At 65.3% G+C, this 19,329-nt stretch carries 6 protein-coding genes, 1 tRNA gene and 3 rRNA genes; 9 read left to right on the top strand and 1 reads right to left on the bottom strand.

The features are described 5' to 3' along the window. Nucleotides 1–36 precede the first annotated feature (36 nt). From thyX to G4Z16_RS07290, 8 genes are all read left to right on the top strand, one after another. A complete protein-coding gene (thyX, locus tag G4Z16_RS07325) occupies nt 37–777 on the top strand; it encodes an FAD-dependent thymidylate synthase (RefSeq protein WP_197349909.1) in 741 nt (246 codons plus the stop codon). 204 nt (nt 778–981) lie between these two features. Beyond that, a complete protein-coding gene (gene dapA, locus G4Z16_RS07320; protein WP_197349907.1) occupies nt 982–1,881 on the top strand; it encodes a 4-hydroxy-tetrahydrodipicolinate synthase in 900 nt (299 codons plus the stop codon). A gap of 192 nt (nt 1,882–2,073) precedes the next feature. Next, nucleotides 2,074–3,759 (top strand): ribonuclease J, encoded by a 1,686-nt coding sequence (locus G4Z16_RS07315; RefSeq protein WP_197349905.1) that lies wholly within the window; start codon nt 2,074–2,076, stop codon nt 3,757–3,759. A gap of 395 nt (nt 3,760–4,154) precedes the next feature. Further along, nucleotides 4,155–5,681, top strand: a 16S ribosomal RNA gene (locus G4Z16_RS07310). 345 nt (nt 5,682–6,026) lie between these two features. Further along, nucleotides 6,027–9,153: ribosomal RNA gene (locus tag G4Z16_RS07305) — 23S ribosomal RNA — on the top strand. A 122-nt stretch (nt 9,154–9,275) separates the two neighbouring features. Further along, nucleotides 9,276–9,392, top strand: a 5S ribosomal RNA gene (gene rrf / locus G4Z16_RS07300). Together the 16S, 23S and 5S rRNA genes form the textbook arrangement of a ribosomal RNA operon. A gap of 105 nt (nt 9,393–9,497) precedes the next feature. Continuing rightward, nucleotides 9,498–10,184, top strand: a complete 687-nt coding sequence (locus G4Z16_RS07295) for a DegT/DnrJ/EryC1/StrS family aminotransferase (protein ID WP_197349903.1) — start codon at nt 9,498–9,500, stop codon at nt 10,182–10,184. A 107-nt stretch (nt 10,185–10,291) separates the two neighbouring features. After that, a tRNA-Thr gene (locus tag G4Z16_RS07290) sits at nt 10,292–10,364 on the top strand. A gap of 86 nt (nt 10,365–10,450) precedes the next feature. Here the strand turns inward: G4Z16_RS07290 and G4Z16_RS07285 are convergent. Beyond that, nucleotides 10,451–13,066, bottom strand: coding sequence for a SpoIIE family protein phosphatase (locus G4Z16_RS07285; protein ID WP_246531235.1), 2,616 nt, complete (start codon nt 13,064–13,066; stop codon nt 10,451–10,453). A 500-nt stretch (nt 13,067–13,566) separates the two neighbouring features. Here G4Z16_RS07285 and G4Z16_RS07280 point away from each other — a divergent pair, with 500 nt between their 5' ends. After that, nucleotides 13,567–19,257: a HAMP domain-containing protein gene (locus tag G4Z16_RS07280; protein WP_197349901.1), complete on the top strand. Its 5,691-nt coding sequence runs from the start codon at nt 13,567–13,569 to the stop codon at nt 19,255–19,257. Nucleotides 19,258–19,329: the final 72 nt, after the last annotated feature.

Genomic DNA, 19,329 nt, shown 5'->3' with positions numbered 1-19,329 from the left:
CGCGCCCGGCAGCCGCACGACCCGGAGGAACCACCCGTGACCGACACCTCAGACCAGTCCGCCGCCCCGAGCTTCCGCGGAGACATGACCGTCGAGCTGGTCAAGCACAGCGCTGCCGACACCGATGTGCTGTGGGCCGCCCGGGTCTCCACGGGGGGCGAGAAATCACTGGAGGAGCTGCACAAGGACCCCGCGCGCTCCAAGGGCCTGATCAACTACCTGATGCGCGACCGCCATGGAAGCCCCTTCGAGCACAACTCGATGACCTTCTTCATCAGTGCCCCTCTCTTCGTCTTCCGGGAGTTCCACCGGCACCGCGTCGGCTGGTCCTACAACGAGGAGTCCGGCCGCTACCGCCGCCTGGAGCCCGTCTTCTACACCCCCGAGGCCACCCGCAAGCTCGTCCAGCAGGGCCGGCCGGGGAAGTACGAGTTCGTGGAGGGCACCCCCGAGCAGCACGAGCTGACGGTCTCCGCGATGGAGGATTCCTACCGCCAGGCGTACGAGACCTACCGGCGGATGCTGGACGCCGGCGTCGCCCGCGAGGTGGCCCGCGCCGTTCTCCCGGTCGGGCTGTACTCCTCCATGTACGCGACGTGCAACGCCCGCTCCCTCATGCACTTCCTCGGACTGCGTACTCAGCACGAGGACGCGAAGGTGCCGTCCTTCCCGCAGCGGGAGATCGAAATGGTGGGCGAGCTGATGGAGGAGCAGTGGGCGAAGCTCATGCCGCTGACCTACGAGGCGTTCAACGCGAACGGCAGGGTCGCTCCGTAGATGCCCGGATTGCACGCTTTCGCGTAGTACGTCTACGCTGAAATCACGGCCCGGCACTGCTTGAACCCCCGAGCAGGCAGTGCCGGGTCTCCCTCGTCCAAGCGCCCCCACGGGGCGTGGACACCGTCTTCATCCCCTCCCGGATGACCATGACCATGGCCCCGAGGGGGCACGACAGCCCGGCCTGCGAGTAGCGTGGACCTCATGGCTCCGACCTCCACACCGCACACGCCCTTCGGGCGGGTCCTCACAGCGATGGTCTCGCCGTTCACCGCAGACGGCGCACTCGACCTCGACGGCGCGCAGCAGCTCGCCGTTCACCTCGTGGATTCCGGCAATGACGGCCTGATCGTCAACGGCACCACAGGCGAGTCCCCGACGACCAGCGATGTAGAGAAAGCCCAGCTCGTGCGGGCAGTGGTCGAGGCGGTCGGAGACCGCGCCCACGTCGTCGCCGGAGCCGGCACGAACGACACCGCGCACAGCCTCGAACTCGCCCGTGACGCCGCCAAGGCAGGCGCGCACGGTCTCCTCGCGGTGACGCCGTACTACAGCAAGCCGCCGCAGGAAGGCCTCTTCCGGCACTTCACCGCGATCGCCGACGCCACCGAACTCCCGGTGATGCTCTACGACATCCCCGGCCGCTCCGGCGTCCCGATCAACACCGAGACGATCGTCCGGCTCGCCGAGCACCCGCGCATCGTCGCCAACAAGGACGCCAAGGGCGACCTGGGCCGTGCCAGCTGGGCCATCGCGACCAGCGGACTCGCCTGGTACAGCGGCGACGACATGCTCAACCTGCCGCTGCTCTCCGTCGGCGCGGTCGGCTACGTCTCGGTCGTCGGACACCTGGTCACGCCCGAGCTGCGTTCGATGCTCGAGGCCCACCTCAGCGGTGATGTGACGAAGGCCACCGAGATCCACCAGAAGTTGCTTCCCGTCTTCACGGGCATGTTCCGCACGCAGGGTGTCATCACGACGAAGGCGGCCCTCACCCTTCGCGGACTGCCGGGCGGACCGCTGCGTATGCCGCTCGTGGAGCTCTCCACGGAGGAGACCCAGCAGCTGCGGCACGACCTCGCCCACGGCGGCGTAGAGATTTGAACCGACGTCATAACTCCATAACGGGCAACAACGGAAACACCCAGACATAGTCAGTACGAGCGAAGAGCATTCAAACCATTCACGAATATCGCGCGCGCCACGTGTCCCACGGGGTCCCTCAGCCGGAGGCCAGTGGGTTCCCCATGCCAAGGGCCAGGGGGAGCGTGGCGCGCGTGTGGTGAGGAGAGTCTTTTGAGTCATCCGCATCCCGAACTCGGCTCGCCGCCGAAGCTGGCCGAAGGCGGCCTGCGCATCACGCCCCTCGGCGGCCTCGGCGAGATCGGCCGCAACATGACGGTCGTCGAATACGGCGGCCGGCTGCTGATCATCGACTGCGGCGTCCTCTTCCCGGAGGAGGAACAGCCCGGGGTCGACCTGATCCTTCCCGACTTCACCAGCCTGCGGGACCGCCTCGACGACATCGACGGCATCGTCCTGACGCACGGGCACGAGGACCACATCGGTGGCGTACCGTTCCTGCTGCGTGAGAAGGCCGACATCCCGCTCATCGGGTCAAAGCTGACCCTCGCGCTGATCGAGGCGAAGCTCCAGGAGCACCGCATCCGCCCGTACACGCTGGAGGTCGAGGAAGGCCACCGCGAGCGAATCGGCCCCTTCGACTGCGAGTTCGTCCCGGTCAACCACTCCATCCCGGACGCGCTGGCCGTCGCCATCCGCACCCCTGCCGGAATGCTGGTGCACACGGGCGACTTCAAGATGGACCAGCTTCCGCTGGACGGGCGTCTCACCGACCTGCGGGCCTTCGCGCGCCTCGGTGAGGAGGGAATCGACCTCCTCCTGAGCGACTCGACGAACGCAGAGGTGCCCGGCTTCGTCCCGCCCGAGCGGGAGATCTCCGGTGTGCTGCGTCAGGTCTTCGCGAGCGCGCAGAAACGCATCATCGTGGCGAGCTTCGCCAGCCACGTGCACCGGATCCAGCAAATCCTCGACGCCGCCCACGAGTTCGGACGCCGCGTCGCCTTCGTCGGCCGCTCGATGGTCCGCAACATGGGCATCGCACGCGACCTCGGCTACCTCAATGTCCCGGCCGGTCTCGTCGTCGACGTCAAGACGCTCGACGACCTCCCCGAGGACGAAGTGGTCCTGGTCTGCACGGGATCGCAGGGCGAACCCATGGCGGCGCTGTCCCGGATGGCCAACCGCGACCACCAGATCCGCATCGTCCAGGGCGACACCGTGATCCTGGCCTCGTCCCTGATCCCTGGCAACGAGAACGCCGTGTACCGGGTGATCAACGGTCTCTCCCGCTGGGGCGCCAACGTCGTGCACAAGGGCAACGCCAAGGTCCACGTCTCCGGACATGCGTCCGCGGGCGAGCTGCTGTACTTCTACAACATCTGCCAGCCCAAGAACCTGATGCCGGTGCACGGGGAGTGGCGACACCTGCGCGCCAACGCGGAGTTGGGAGCACAGACCGGCATCCCGCGTGACCGTGTCGTCATCGCCGAGGACGGAGTGGTCGTCGACCTGATCGACGGCAAGGCCAAGATCGCCGGCAAGGTGGTCGCCGGCTACGTGTACGTGGACGGGCTCTCCGTCGGCGACGTCACCGAGTCGTCTCTCAAGGACCGCCGCATCCTCGGCGACGAGGGAATCATCTCGGTCTTCGTGGTCGTCGACAGCAGCACGGGCAAGATCGTCGGCGGACCGCACGTCCAGTCGCGGGGTTCGGGCATCGACGAGGCCGACTTCGAACAAGTCTTGCCGAAGATCGACGAGGCACTGGGCAAGGCGGCCCAGGACGGCGTAGCCGAGACGCACCAACTGCAGCAGCTGGTGCGGCGGACCGTGGGCAAGTGGGTGTCCGACACCTACCGCCGCCGCCCGATGATCCTTCCTGTGGTCGTCGAGGTCTGAGGCCCAACACCGAGCGGAGCGCCTCGATTTGCATCCAGGCGCTCCGCTCCAGTAGGTTTACAGCTCCAACTCACCGGGTACCGGGCAGTCTTCGCCCAGGGGCACCCGTGACCAGGCTCAACTCGACGGTTCGGTAAACGGATTCGGAAAGTCCCCTGGTAGGGTTGGAAACACCGAGAGGGAAGCGCCCGGAGTGGCCTGTGACAGGGTTGTGATGGAAGCGTCCGTTCTTTGAGAACTCAACAGCGTGCCAAAAGTCAACGCCAGATATGTTGATACCCCGCATCCCTGGGTTTTTGGGGGTGTGGATTTCTTTGATGACAGCGAGGACGCTGTGCACGACTGGGATTATTCCTTCTGGTTGTGCCGCTCTTTGTGGTCTGTCTTTTGAGGCATTCACGGAGAGTTTGATCCTGGCTCAGGACGAACGCTGGCGGCGTGCTTAACACATGCAAGTCGAACGATGAAGCCTCTTCGGGGGTGGATTAGTGGCGAACGGGTGAGTAACACGTGGGCAATCTGCCCTGCACTTCGGGACAAGCCCTGGAAACGGGGTCTAATACCGGATACTACTTCCTTGGGCATCCTTGGGGGTGGAAAGCTTCGGCGGTGCAGGATGAGCCCGCGGCCTATCAGCTTGTTGGTGGGGTGATGGCCTACCAAGGCGACGACGGGTAGCCGGCCTGAGAGGGCGACCGGCCACACTGGGACTGAGACACGGCCCAGACTCCTACGGGAGGCAGCAGTGGGGAATATTGCACAATGGGCGGAAGCCTGATGCAGCGACGCCGCGTGAGGGATGACGGCCTTCGGGTTGTAAACCTCTTTCAGCAGGGAAGAAGCGAAAGTGACGGTACCTGCAGAAGAAGCACCGGCTAACTACGTGCCAGCAGCCGCGGTAATACGTAGGGTGCGAGCGTTGTCCGGAATTATTGGGCGTAAAGAGCTCGTAGGCGGCCTGTCACGTCGGATGTGAAAGCCCGGGGCTTAACCCTGGGTCTGCATTCGATACGGGCAGGCTGGAGTTCGGTAGGGGAGATCGGAATTCCTGGTGTAGCGGTGAAATGCGCAGATATCAGGAGGAACACCGGTGGCGAAGGCGGATCTCTGGGCCGATACTGACGCTGAGGAGCGAAAGCATGGGGAGCGAACAGGATTAGATACCCTGGTAGTCCATGCCGTAAACGTTGGGCACTAGGTGTGGGCGACATTCCACGTTGTCCGTGCCGCAGCTAACGCATTAAGTGCCCCGCCTGGGGAGTACGGCCGCAAGGCTAAAACTCAAAGGAATTGACGGGGGCCCGCACAAGCGGCGGAGCATGTGGCTTAATTCGACGCAACGCGAAGAACCTTACCAAGGCTTGACATACACCAGAAAGCTGTGGAGACACAGCCCCCCTTGTGGTTGGTGTACAGGTGGTGCATGGCTGTCGTCAGCTCGTGTCGTGAGATGTTGGGTTAAGTCCCGCAACGAGCGCAACCCTTGTCTCGTGTTGCCAGCAGGCCCTTGTGGTGCTGGGGACTCACGGGAGACTGCCGGGGTCAACTCGGAGGAAGGTGGGGACGACGTCAAGTCATCATGCCCCTTATGTCTTGGGCTGCACACGTGCTACAATGGCCGGTACAATGAGTTGCGATGCCGTGAGGTGGAGCGAATCTCAAAAAGCCGGTCTCAGTTCGGATTGGGGTCTGCAACTCGACCCCATGAAGTCGGAGTCGCTAGTAATCGCAGATCAGCATTGCTGCGGTGAATACGTTCCCGGGCCTTGTACACACCGCCCGTCACGTCACGAAAGTCGGTAACACCCGAAGCCGGTGGCCCAACCCCTCGTGGGAGGGAGCCGTCGAAGGTGGGACTGGCGATTGGGACGAAGTCGTAACAAGGTAGCCGTACCGGAAGGTGCGGCTGGATCACCTCCTTTCTAAGGAGCATGTGGCGTCAGGTTCACCTCCCAACCGGAGGGTCCTGCCGTCCAGAGCCAGTACACCGGCGCACGTCCGGTGCTGGTAGCTCATGGGTGGAACGTTGACTATTCGGCACCGTCCTGTGGGGCGGTTGTGAGTAACTGCTTCGGCGTGGAAAGCAATCGGTCTGTGCGGGGTGGTGTTGGGCGCGCTGTTGGGTGTCTGAGAGTGCGGGCGCCGCCGCTGAGGTGGTGGTGTGTGTCTCTTGGTTGCCGGCCCTGGTGTACTTCGCCCTGTTTGGGGTGGGGGTGGTGGGTGGCTGGTTGTTGTTTGAGAACTGCACAGTGGACGCGAGCATCTGTGGCCAAGTTTTTAAGGGCGCACGGTGGATGCCTTGGCACCAGGAACCGATGAAGGACGTGGGAGGCCGCGATAGGCCCCGGGGAGTTGTCAACCGAGCTGTGATCCGGGGGTGTCCGAATGGGGAAACCCGGCAGTCGTCATGGGCTGTCACCCGCATCTGAATGTATAGGGTGTGTGGAGGGAACGCGGGGAAGTGAAACATCTCAGTACCCGCAGGAAGAGAAAACAACGGTGATTCCGGGAGTAGTGGCGAGCGAAACTGGATGAGGCTAAACCGTATGTGTGTGAGACCCGGCAGGGGTTGCATGTACGGGGTTGTGGGAGTTCTCTTGATCGGTCTGCCGGCCGGTCGGCGAGTCAGAAATTGTTGATGTAGGCGAAGGGTATGCGAAAGGCCCGGCGTAGAGGGTAAGACCCCCGTAGCTGAAATGTCGGCAACTTGTTTGAGGACCACCCGAGTAGCATGGGGCCCGAGAAATCCTGTGTGAATCTGGCGGGACCACCCGTCAAGCCTAAATATTCCCTGGTGACCGATAGCGGATAGTACCGTGAGGGAATGGTGAAAAGTACCGCGGGAGCGGAGTGAAAGAGTACCTGAAACCGTGTGCCTACAAGCCGTGGGAGCGTCGCGTGCCAAGCTTGCTTGGTGCGTCGTGACTGCGTGCCTTTTGAAGAATGAGCCTGCGAGTTTGCGGCATGTTGCGAGGTTAACCCGTGTGGGGGAGCCGTAGCGAAAGCGAGTCCGAAGAGGGCGTTTGAGTAGCGTGTTCAAGACCCGAAGCGGAGTGATCTAGCCATGGGCAGGGTGAAGCGGAGGTAAGACTTCGTGGAGGCCCGAACCCACCAGGGTTGAAAACCTGGGGGATGACCTGTGGTTAGGGGTGAAAGGCCAATCAAACTCCGTGATAGCTGGTTCTCCCCGAAATGCATTTAGGTGCAGCGTCGTGTGTTTCTTGCCGGAGGTAGAGCACTGGATAGGCGATGGGCCCTACCGGGTTACTGACCTTAGCCAAACTCCGAATGCCGGTAAGTGAGAGCGCGGCAGTGAGACTGTGGGGGATAAGCTCCATGGTCGAGAGGGAAACAGCCCAGAGCATCGACTAAGGCCCCTAAGCGTGTGCTAAGTGGGAAAGGATGTGGAGTCGCAGAGACAACCAGGAGGTTGGCTTAGAAGCAGCCATCCTTGAAAGAGTGCGTAATAGCTCACTGGTCAAGTGATTCCGCGCCGACAATGTAGCGGGGCTCAAGCACACCGCCGACGTCGTGTCACTCACATAGGTAGCCCTAACGGGTGTGTGGGTGGGTAGGGGAGCGTCGTGTGCCGGGTGAAGCAGCCGTGTAAGCGAGTTGTGGACGGTATGCGAGTGAGAATGCAGGCATGAGTAGCGATACATACGTGAGAAACGTGTGCGCCGATTGACTAAGGGTTCCTGGGTCAAGCTGATCTGCCCAGGGTAAGTCGGGTCCTAAGGCGAGGCCGACAGGCGTAGTCGATGGATAACCGGTTGATATTCCGGTACCCGTGGCAGTGCGCCAACGCTGAATCAGGTGATGCTAAGCCCGTGAAGCCCCCAGTGGTGTCCTTCGGGATGCTGCTGGTGTGGTGGAGCCGGCGGACCGAGCTTGTAGTAGGTGAGTGATGGGGTGACGCAGGAAGGTAGTCCAGCCCGGGCGGTGGTTGTCCCGGGGTAAGGGTGTAGCTCGGGGAGTAGGCAAATCCGCTCCCTGTTGAGGGTGAGACCTGATGCCGAGCCGATTGTGGTGAAGTGGATGATCCTATGCTGTCGAGAAAAGCCTCTAGCGAGTGCTGTTGCGGCCCGTACCCTAAACCGACTCAGGTGGTCTGGTAGAGAATACCGAGGCGTTCGGGTGAACTATGGTTAAGGAACTCGGCAAAATGCCCCCGTAACTTCGGGAGAAGGGGGGCCACGGCTGGTGATCCCACGTGCTGGGGGAGCTGGTGGTGGCCGCAGAGACCAGCGAGAAGCGACTGTTTACTAAAAACACAGGTCCGTGCGAAGCCGTAAGGCGATGTATACGGACTGACGCCTGCCCGGTGCTGGAACGTTAAGGGGACCGGTTAGTCACATTTCGGTGTGGCGAAGCTGAGAACTTAAGCGCCAGTAAACGGCGGTGGTAACTATAACCATCCTAAGGTAGCGAAATTCCTTGTCGGGTAAGTTCCGACCTGCACGAATGGCGTAACGACTTCTTGACTGTCTCAACCATAGGCCCGGTGAAATTGCACTACGAGTAAAGATGCTCGTTTCGCGCAGCAGGACGGAAAGACCCCGGGACCTTTACTACAGCTTGATATTGGTGTTCGGTTCGGTTTGTGTAGGATAGGTGGGAGACTGTGAAGCATTCGCGCCAGCGGGTGTGGAGTCGTTGTTGAAATACCACTCTGATCGTGCTGGATGTCTAACCTGGGTCCGTGATCCGGATCAGGGACAGTGTCTGGTGGGTAGTTTAACTGGGGCGGTTGCCTCCTAAAATGTAACGGAGGCGCCCAAAGGTTCCCTCAGCCTGGTTGGTCATCAGGTGGTGAGTGTAAGTGCACAAGGGAGCTTGACTGTGAGACTGACGGGTCGAGCAGGGACGAAAGTCGGGACTAGTGATCCGGCGGTGGCTTGTGGAAGCGCCGTCGCTCAACGGATAAAAGGTACCCCGGGGATAACAGGCTGATCTTCCCCAAGAGTCCATATCGACGGGATGGTTTGGCACCTCGATGTCGGCTCGTCGCATCCTGGGGCTGGAGTCGGTCCCAAGGGTTGGGCTGTTCGCCCATTAAAGCGGTACGCGAGCTGGGTTTAGAACGTCGTGAGACAGTTCGGTCCCTATCCGCTGCGCGCGTAGGAGTCTTGAGAAGGGCTGTCCCTAGTACGAGAGGACCGGGACGGACGAACCTCTGGTGTGCCAGTTGTTCCGCCAGGAGCATGGCTGGTTGGCTACGTTCGGGAGGGATAACCGCTGAAAGCATCTAAGCGGGAAGCCTGCTTCGAGATGAGGACTCCCACCCCCGTGTGGGGTTAAGGCTCCCGGGAGATGACCGGGTTGATAGGCCGGATATGGAAGACCCGTGAGGGTTGGAGTTGACCGGTACTAATAAGCCGAGGGCTTGACCACAAGCTTGCTCGCGTCCACTGTGCGGTATCTGAAACAACAACCCCATGTTGTTCAGCTGGTTTTAATTGAAGAGTGCGCTGACACACATGAGTTTTCCCCGGCCGTTGTGCCGGGGGGTGTGTTTCGGTGGTCATAGCGTGAGGGAAACGCCCGGTTACTTTCCGAACCCGGAAGCTAAGCCTTACAGCGCCGATGGTACTGCATGCGGGAGCGTGTGGGAGAGTAGGTCACCGCCGAACTCCTTTTGAAAAGGGGCTGTGGTTTCCGAACTGTTGGGTTCGGAAACCACAGCCCTTATTCGTGCTGTCACCAGGAGTTCATTTTCCGCCCGCACCATCGGCGTCATGAGCGCGACAGAGATGACGGCCGCCGGCATACGTACCGGCGACGACGTTGTGGTGCCGGCCTTCGGCGGCGCCGAAGTGGCGGGCGCCGTACGTGCCGTAGGAGCCAGGCCCGTGTTCGCGGACATTGATCCGCTCAGCTTCTGTCTGTCCCCGTCGTCCGTCGAGGCGGCTCTCACCGACCGCACGGTCGCCATAGCGCCCGTGCATCTCTTCGGCCACCCCGCTGACATGGTGTGCTTGCACGAGGTGGCGCAGCGGCGCGGTCTCCGGGTCGTGGAACCTGACAACGGCCCTTCCGTGATCTCGGTCGACGGTGCACGCCGCCGGCAGTTCGCCGACTATCTGGAGCGTCGACTGCGCGGCGTGGTGATACCGACCGTCGCTCTCGGGGTGCAGCACGAGTTCACGGAGTACGTGGTGCGCGTGCCCGGCAACGGGCGGCCCGACCGGGACGCCTTCAAGCGCGCGCTCCGGGCGCGCGGGGTGGCCTGCTACGTACCGGTGAAGAATCCGGCGCACCGTACGGCGGAGTTCCGTACCGACGTGTGGCTGCCCGAATCGGAGCGCGCTGCGGACGAGACGCTCGCGCTTCCCATGGAGACGTCGATGACCAAGCGCGAACTCCACCGGCTGGTCTCCGCGTGCAACGGCCTCGGCGGGCTGCTGATGGATGCGGCCTGCTGAAGACCGCAGGTCCGCGAACCAGGAGACGGCGCACGGCAGTTGCCGCTGTGGGCGCAGGTGTTCGGAGCTGCGTTCCGCATCGGGTAAGATCGGCGCCGCTGCCGCGCGCCCCAATAGCTCAGTCGGCAGAGCGTCTCCATGGTAAGGAGAAGGTCAACGGTTCGATTCCGTTTTGGGGCTCTGAGCGAGTAATTCGAAGAGGCTCCCGTCATTGGACGGGAGCCTCTTTCTTTTTGCCGTGTGGGGTGCCTGTGCGGCGGCTGTGGCTACTCGGGCACGCGCATGGCGAGGATGGCCATGTCGTCCGAGGGAGCAGCGCTGGCGAAGCGTTCGACGGCGCGCATGATGCGCGCGGCCACGGCGCCCGCCGTCAGCCCTGTGCAGCTGGTCAGTACGTCGGCGAGGCCGTCGTCCCCGAGCATGCGGGTGCCCTCGCGGCGTTCGGTCACGCCGTCCGTGACGCAGAGCAGCACGTCGCCCGGGTCGAGGAAGACGGTCTGCTCGTACAGTTCGAGGTCGTCCATGACGCCGAGGAGCGGCTGCGGGTCCGCGGCCGGTTCCACACTGCCGTCCTGGCGCAGCCGCAGCGGGAGCGGATGCCCGGCGCAGACGACCTTGAGTTCGGCGCTTCCGTCGCGCTGCGGCCGCAACTCGCCATAGAGCAGAGTCAGGAAGCGGCTGCGTGCGCCCTCGTCGAGGATTGCAGTGTTGAGCCTGTCCAGCACCGCCGGGCCGCCGAGGCCTTCGCGTGCGAGGAGGCGGAGGGCATGTCTGGCGAGGCCCGTGACCGCTGCCGCCTCCGGGCCGGTGCCGCACACGTCGCCGATCGCGAAGCCGTAGGTGTCCTCGGAGATGTCGAACAGGTCGTAGAAGTCGCCGCCGACCTCGTTGCCCTCGCCCGCCGCGCGGTAGATGACCTCGACCTCGACTCCGCCGCTGACTTCCGGGAGTTCGGGCGGAAGGAGGCTGCGCTGCAGCGACTGGCTGATGGCCGTGCGCTCCGAGTAGAGCCTCGCGTTGTCGAGGGCCAGTGCTGCACGGCGGGAGAGGTCCTCGGCGAGTTCGAGGATCTCCTGCCGGAAGCGTTCGTCGGCCGGCTTGCCGAGAGTGAGCATGCCGATGACGCGGTTGCGTGCGACGAGGGGCAGAACGACCGTTTCGCCACCGACTGCCGACGCCGTGGCCCGTGTCGAGCCGGGAGACAGATGGTGTTCCTCCTCGCCCAGCACCACCGTGCGCAGCGAACTGCGCAGCGCCGCCGAGTGCGCCTCGTCGGACGGTGCGCTCCACACGCGGGCTCCGGGGGCGGGCACGGGATCCGGCGGATCGACCTTGCTGAGCAGCGACTTGAGGTGGTCGATGCGGTCCTCGTCCTCATGCAGGACGTACGACAGCTGCGGGTCCGAGCCGGGCTCGGCCACCGTGTAGACGGCGCACCATGCCGCCAGAGTGGGCACCGTCATCTGCGCCATGAGCGCCAGCGTCTGGTCCCGGTCGAGCGTGCCCGCCAGGAGGTCGGACGCCTCGACGAGGAAGGAGAGCGAGCCGCGGCGCAGGCGCTCCAGTTCGGTGAGGCGGGCGCGTTCGACGGCGAGCGCGATGCGATCGGCGGCGAACTGGAGCCGGAGCGCCTCCTCGTTGGTGTACCGGCCCGGCGATTCCGTGGCGACGCCCAGCGAACCGGTCAGCCGGCCCTCGACCTTGAGCGGGACTGTGACGACGGAACGCATGCCCGTGCCGGCCAGCAGCGGGACCGCCCCCGGTACGACGGTGAGGTCCTCGTGCACGGAAGGCATGCGGGCCGACCCGTACCGACCTGTGCCCGCCTCCACGGGTACGCGGGCGAAGCGCTGGCGCGCGGAGGGCAGGCCGGTGGAGGCCCGAACCTCGAGTTCGGTCTCGTCGTCCGTGGCGAGGAGGAGATAGGCGGAGTCGCCGTCGAGCATGTCGCGTGCGCGTTCCACAGTCCGCTGAAGCAGCCCGTCGAGATCGTCGGGAGCGGGAGAACCGATGAAGATTTCGAAGGGGTCAGCCGGGCCGTCCCCGGTTTCCTGGCGGCCGGTGGAGTCCGTCACGGGGGAGCGCAACGGGGACTGAAGAATGGCACGTTCGTGGTCCCGTACGAGCAGGCACACGGTGGACGGATCTCCGTCGCTGTCGCGCACGCGCAGGTGGGAGGCGTAGACGGGGATCGTACGGCCGTCGGCGTCCCGGAGCCCGTACGAGCCCTCCCAGCGGGAGAGGTGCAGCGCCTCGGCGATGCCCGTGCTGGTGCCGGGGGTGTGCGGCCATGCGGCGAAGTCGGTGAGCGGCTTGCCGATGACCTGCTCGGCGGGGTACCCGAAGAGCTGCTGCGCGTCCTCGTTCCAGGCGGCGATGGCTCCGCCGCGGTCGACCTGCACGACAGCGACCCGTACGCGGGTATCGGCGACGGGAAGCGCGTCGTCGGGCAGTGCCGGGCCGGCGGCACGGGTGCCGACGGGGCGTTCCGGCAGGTCGAGGCTGAACCAGACGCGCTTGTCGGCGGCCGTGTAGTCGACGCCCCAGTGGGAGGCCAGAGCCGCGCACAGCAGCAGCCCCCGGCCGCCCTCCCGGTCCGGGCTGCCCAGGACGTGGGCCGGGTCCTGGAGCGGCAGCTCCCGCTCCGGGTAGCGGTCGACGACCTCGATGCGTACGCCGTCCCCGTCGCGCAGGCACACCACTTCGGCGGCCGTGCCCGCGTGCACCACGGCATTGGTGACGAGTTCGCTGGTCAGGACGACGGCGTCGTCGACGATGTCGCCGAGCCCCCAGCCCTGGAGGGTGTCCCGCACGAAGGCGCGAGCGGTCGCGACGGAACGTCCGACAGGCTCGAACGTGGCCGCTGCCCTCGCGGTGATCACTCGTCTCCCCTTGTATCGCTGATCGCTTCCCGCGGGTGCGCCGTCCGCGCCCCGCGGGGTGTGCTGCGCCGCGATGGCGGGTGCACTCACGCTGCCGTCTGCCGGGCTGTTCCCATTACCGCCGGCCGGGAGACCCACGTCGCCGTCCGCGGGCATGCCCCCGCGCTCGGCGCTCTGTTCTTGCGTCACCCGCAGCGCCCCTCCGTTGCCTTTCATGTTCTCGCAGCCGTCCCGCATTCTTCGTGTTCTTCCACACGATCCGCACTTTTCGCGCTCTGTCCGCAACACGGGACGGATGGACAGCCGGAAGCCAGGTTACTTACGTTCGCAGTGTGCGCGGGTGCCGGATCCAGTGTGTTTTCCGTCCGGGGTCTGTGGAGAGCCGTGTGCCATGCTGCCGAACTGTTATCGCCTGGTTCGGGCAGGGTGAAACACTGGGAAGGCTCGAAGCAGAAGCCCGGGTATGACGGCAGGACGGTCGACCCTTCGGGAGGGACACGGTGGAGTCTGGCGCAGCGGTGCGTGGCAAGAGTGCGCGCGCGAAGAGCAGCCGCTCCCGGAAGAGCGGGACGATCGAGGTCGACGCGGCAGCCGTGAACCGGCTGTTGCAGGCGCTGACGGCCATGCGGGACGGCAACTTCCGCAAGCGCCTCACCGTCACCGGCGACGGGCCGATGGCAGAGATCGCGGCGGTCTTCAACGAGGTCGCCGACCAGAACCTCCATCTGACCGGTGAGCTGGCCCGCGTACGGCGGGTCGTGGGCCGCGAGGGCAAGCTGACGGAACGGCTCGAGACGGGCACCTGCGAGGGCTCGTGGGCCGCGGCGATCGACGCGTCAAACGCCCTGGTGGAGGACCTGGTCAGGCCCGTATCCGAGGTCGGCAGGGTGCTGACAGCGGTGGCCGAGGGTGACCTGGAGCAGCGGATGGATCTGCGCTCCCGCGGCGCCGACGGCAGCGGGCGGCCGCTGCGCGGGGAGTTCCTCAAGGTCGGGCGTACCGTCAACGGGCTCGTCGACCAATTGTCGGCATTCACGGACGAAGTGACGCGCGTCGCAAGCGAGGTCGGCACCGAGGGCAAGCTGGGCGGCCAGGCGCGTGTGCGCGGTATGTCCGGTTCCTGGAAGGATCTGACGGATTCCGTCAACACGATGGCGTCCCGGCTGACCGCTCAAGTGCGTGACATTGCTCTCGTCACGACCGCTGTCGCGAAGGGTGATCTGTCACGCAAGGTCACCGTCCATGTGGCCGGTGAGATGCTGGAGTTGAAGAACACCGTCAACACGATGGTGGACCAGCTCTCCTCCTTCCAGTCCGAGGTGACGAGAGTCGCCCGCGAGGTGGGCACGGAGGGTGAGCTCGGAGGCCAGGCCCGTGTGCAGGGAGTGGCGGGCGTATGGAAGGACCTCACCGACTCCGTCAACCTCATGGCGGGCAATCTCACCTCCCAGGTGCGCGAGATCGCGCAGGTGACGACGGCCGTCGCGAACGGCGACCTTTCGCAGAAGATCACGGTGAACGCGCGGGGCGAGGTCGCCCAGCTCGCCGAGACCATCAACACGATGACGGAGACGCTCCGTACCTTCGCGGACGAGGTGACCCGTGCGGCGAACGAAGTCGGCACCGAGGGCGTCCTCGGCGGTCAGGCGCAGGTGCCCGGTGCCGCCGGGATCTGGAAGGACCTCACCGACTCGGTGAACACGGCTTTCCGCAACCTCACCGCGCAGGTCAGGGACATCGCTCAGGTGACGACGGCGGTGGCGAACGGTGACCTGTCGCAGAAGGTGACCGTGGACGTCTCCGGCGAGATGCTGGAGCTGAAGACCACGGTGAACACGATGGTCGACCAGCTCTCCTCGTTCGGTGCCGAAGTGACCCGCGTCGCACGGGAGATCGGCGTCGAGGGCGAACTGGGCGGTCAGGCGCAGGTGCCCGGCGCCGGCGGCACCTGGAAGGACCTCACCGACTCGGTGAACACGGCCTTCCGCAACCTCACCGGGCAGGTCCGCAACATCGCTCAGGTGACGACGGCGGTGGCGAACGGCGACCTGTCACAGAAGGTCGCGGTGGACGTGTCCGGCGAGATGCTGGAGCTGAAGAACACCGTCAACACGATGGTGGACCAGCTGTCTTCCTTCGCCGAGCAGGTCACGAGGATGGCCAGGGACGTGGGTACGGAGGGCCGCCTCGGTGGCCAGGCCCGCGTCGACGGTGTCTCCGGGACGTGGAAGGACCTCACGGACTCCGTCAACTTCATGGCGGGCAACCTGACTTCGCAGGTGCGGAACATCGCCCAGGTGACCACGGCCGTCGCCCGCGGTGATCTGTCGCAGAAGATCGAGGTCGACGCCCGCGGGGAGATCCTTGAGCTGAAGAACACCATCAACACGATGGTCGACCAGCTCTCTTCGTTCGCGGAGCAGGTCACGCGGGTGGCCCGCGAGGTCGGTACCGAAGGACGGCTCGGCGGTCAGGCGCAGGTGCCCGGCGTCGCGGGCGTCTGGCGCGATCTCACCGACTCGGTGAACGGCATGGCCGGAAACCTCACGGACCAGGTGCGCAACATCGCGCAGGTGGCGACCGCGGTCGCCCGTGGTGACCTCTCGCAGAAGATCACCGTGGACGCGCGCGGGGAGATCCTTGAGCTGAAGAACACCCTCAACACCATGGTGGATCAGCTCTCTTCGTTCGCCGAGCAGGTCACGCGGGTGGCCCGCGAGGTGGGCACCGAGGGCATCCTGGGCGGTCAGGCGGAGGTCAAGGGCGTCTCCGGGACGTGGAAGGACCTCACCCAGTCCGTCAACTTCATGGCGAACAACCTGACTTCCCAGGTGCGGAACATCGCAGAGGTGACCACTGCCGTCGCGCAGGGCGACCTGTCCAAGAAGATCACCGTCGACGCCAAGGGCGAGATCCTCGCGCTGGTGACGACCGTGAACACGATGGTCGACCAGCTGTCCTCGTTCGCGGAGCAGGTCACGCGCGTGGCCCGTGAGGTGGGCACCGAGGGCATGCTGGGCGGTCAGGCGCGGGTGCCGGGCGTCACGGGCATCTGGAAGGACCTGAGCGAGAACGTCAACCTGATGGCGAACAACTTGACGAGTCAGGTCCGCAACATCTCGCAGGTCGCCACCGCGGTCGCCAACGGTGACCTGACGAAGAAGGTCACCGTCGAGGCCAGTGGTGAGGTCGAGCAGCTCGCGGACACCCTCAACACGATGGTGACGGCGCTCTCCACGTTCGCCGAAGAGGTCACCAGGGTGGCCCGCGAGGTCGGTACGGACGGTGTTCTGGGCGGCCAGGCGCGGGTGGCCGGTGTCGCCGGCACGTGGAAGGACCTCACCGAGTCGGTGAACTCGATGGCCTCCAACCTCACCGGCCAGGTCCGCAACATCGCGATGGTCACCACCGCCATCGCGCGCGGTGACCTGACGAAGAAGATCGACATCGAGGCCAACGGCGAGATCCTGGAGCTGAAGACGACCATCAACACGATGGTCGACCAGCTGTCCTCCTTCGCGGAGCAGGTGACCCGGGTGGCCCGCGAGGTGGGCACAGAGGGGCAGTTGGGCGGTCAGGCACGCGTGCGCGGCGTCGCGGGCACGTGGAAGGACCTGACCGACTCGGTGAACGAGATGGCCTCCAACCTGACCCGCCAGATGCGTGCGATCGCCGACGTCGCCACCGCGGTGACGCGCGGCGACCACAACGTGCGCATCGACGTGGAGGCGGCGGGCGAGATCCTGCAGCTGCAGGGCTACATCAACACCATGATCGCCAACCTCCGCGAGACCACGCTCGCCAACCAGGAGCAGGACTGGCTGAAGGGAAACCTCGCCCGCATCTCCGGCCTCATGCAGGGCCGCCGCGACCTCAAGGACGTCGCCGGTCTGATCATGAGCGAGCTCACGCCGGTCGTCTCCGCGCAGCACGGCGCCTTCTACCTCGCCTTCTCCACCGGCGAGGACCGGGAGGACGTCGGCATCGGAGCGGACCACAGTGCGGACGGCAACTACGAGCTCCGGCTGGTCGGCAGCTACGGCTACTCGACGGAGACCATGCCGACGACCTTCACGCCCGGCGAATCCCTGGTCGGGACGGCCGCGCAGGAGGCACGCACGATCCTCGTCGAGAACGCGCCGCCCGGCTATCTGAAGATCTCCTCCGGACTCGGAGAGGCACCGCCGGCGCACGTCATCGTGCTGCCCGTCGTCTTCGAGGGAACGATCCTCGGCGTGATCGAGCTGGCGACGTTCCAGCCCTTCGCGCAGATCCAGAAGGACTTCCTCAACCAGATCGCTGAAATGATCGCCACGAGCGTCAACACCATCAGCGTCAACACGAAGACCGAGGTCCTGCTCCAGCAGTCGCAGGAGCTGACCGAACAGCTGCGGGACCGCTCCGAGGAGCTGGAGAACCGGCAGCGTGCGCTGCAGGAGTCGAACGCGCAGCTCGAGGAGAAGGCGGAGCAGCTCGCCCAGACCAACAGCGACATCGAGATCAAGAACAGGGAGATCGAGGAAGCGCGGCAGGTCCTGGAGGAGCGTGCCGAGCAGCTGTCCGTATCGATGCGCTACAAGTCGGAGTTCCTGGCGAACATGAGCCACGAGCTGCGCACTCCGCTCAACTCGCTGCTCATCCTCGCGAAACTGCTCGCCGACAACGCGGAGAGCAATCTCTCCCCGAAGCAGGTCGAGTTCGCGGAGACGATCCACGGAGCGGGATCCGACCTGCTGCAGCTGATCAACGACATCCTCGACCTGTCCAAGGTCGAGGCGGGCAAGATGGACGTCAGCCCCACGCGCATCGCGCTCGTCCAGCTCGTCGACTACGTGGAGGCCACGTTCCGGCCGCTCACGGCCGAGAAGGGGCTGGACTTCTCCGTACGCGTCTCGCCGGAGCTGCCCGCCACGCTGCACACCGACGAGCAGCGATTGCTTCAGGTGCTGCGCAACCTGCTGTCCAACGCGGTGAAGTTCACGGACACCGGCGCCGTCGAGCTGGTGATCCGCTCGGCGCAGGCGGACGTTCCCGACGTGATCCGGGAGCAGATGCTGGAGCACGGGTCGCTGCTGGACGCCGAGGCGGAGATGATCGCGTTCTCGGTGACGGACACCGGCATCGGGATCGCCGCCAGCAAGATGCGCGTGATCTTCGAGGCGTTCAAACAGGCGGACGGCACGACGAGCCGCAAGTACGGCGGTACGGGCCTGGGCCTGTCCATCAGCCGTGAGATCGCCCGGCTGCTCGGCGGTGAGATCTACGCCGCCAGTGAGCCCGGGCGGGGCTCCACCTTCACGCTGTACCTACCGCTGCATCCGACGGAGCTGCCGCCGCAGGGGTACGCCCAGCTCGGCTCGGGCACTCTCGCCGTCACCGCCGCCGCGGAGACCGGGGCCGCCGCCGCCGAACGCATCGCTCCGCGGGAGCGGGTCGAGGAGGACGCGGAGGAGTCGGCTGCCGAGGGACGGGACGCCGAAGCTGGGTCCGCCGAGGGTCAGGAGCTGTCCGCGAGCGACCTCGCCGCCTCGGAAGCGGAACGGGCCGCCGCCTCTCTCGTACGGCGCCGCAGGCAGCGCAACGCCGCTGAGCCCGAGCAGCAGCCGGAACTGCCCCCGGAGGCGCAGCCGGAGCCCCGCGCGCTCCAGAACGGCCGCGGCGGCCGGAGGGCTCAGCTCGGCGGCAACGGCTCGGGCGCCCCAGCCGGCGGGGGGAACGGGACGGAAGCCGCCTCCGCGGGGTCACAGGGCGCGAAGGACGATGCCTGGCTGCACAGCGGGCAGGACCTCGTCGAGCCGGGCCCCGGCGGCGACTTCGGCGGCGAGAAGGTGCTCATCGTCGACGACGACATCCGGAATGTCTTCGCGCTCACGAGCGTCCTCGAGCAGCACGGACTCCAGGTGCTCTACGCGGAGAACGGCCGCGAGGGGATCGAGGTCCTGGAGCAGCACGACGACGTGACCGTCGTGCTGATGGACATCATGATGCCCGAGATGGACGGCTACGCGACGACTGCCGCGATCCGCAAGATGCCGCAGTTCGCCGGGCTGCCGATCATCGCGCTGACGGCCAAGGCGATGAAGGGCGACCGGGAGAAGAGCATCGAGGCCGGAGCGTCCGACTACGTCACCAAACCAGTGGATACGGATCATCTGCTGTCTGTCATGCAGGAGTGGATGAGCGGGCGCTGATGTGGCACGGTGCTCGTAGCAGTCGACCGCTGACAGAGTGTGTCGAAGACGTGTGGAAGTGCGGTCAACCGG

This window comes from Streptomyces bathyalis (assembly GCF_015910445.1).
Classification (GTDB): domain Bacteria; phylum Actinomycetota; class Actinomycetes; order Streptomycetales; family Streptomycetaceae; genus Streptomyces; species Streptomyces bathyalis.
The sequence above is the reverse complement of the archived record's forward strand: the minus strand, read 5'-3'. Positions and strand labels throughout refer to the sequence as shown.

What these genes read in the sequence shown, in the direction of transcription:
- dapA (WP_197349907.1), top strand. Translation starts at nt 982, where the DNA reads ATGGCTCCGACCTCCACACCGCACACGCCCTTCGGGCGGGTCCTCACA.
- G4Z16_RS07295 (WP_197349903.1), top strand. Translation starts at nt 9,498, where the DNA reads ATGAGCGCGACAGAGATGACGGCCGCCGGCATACGTACCGGCGACGAC.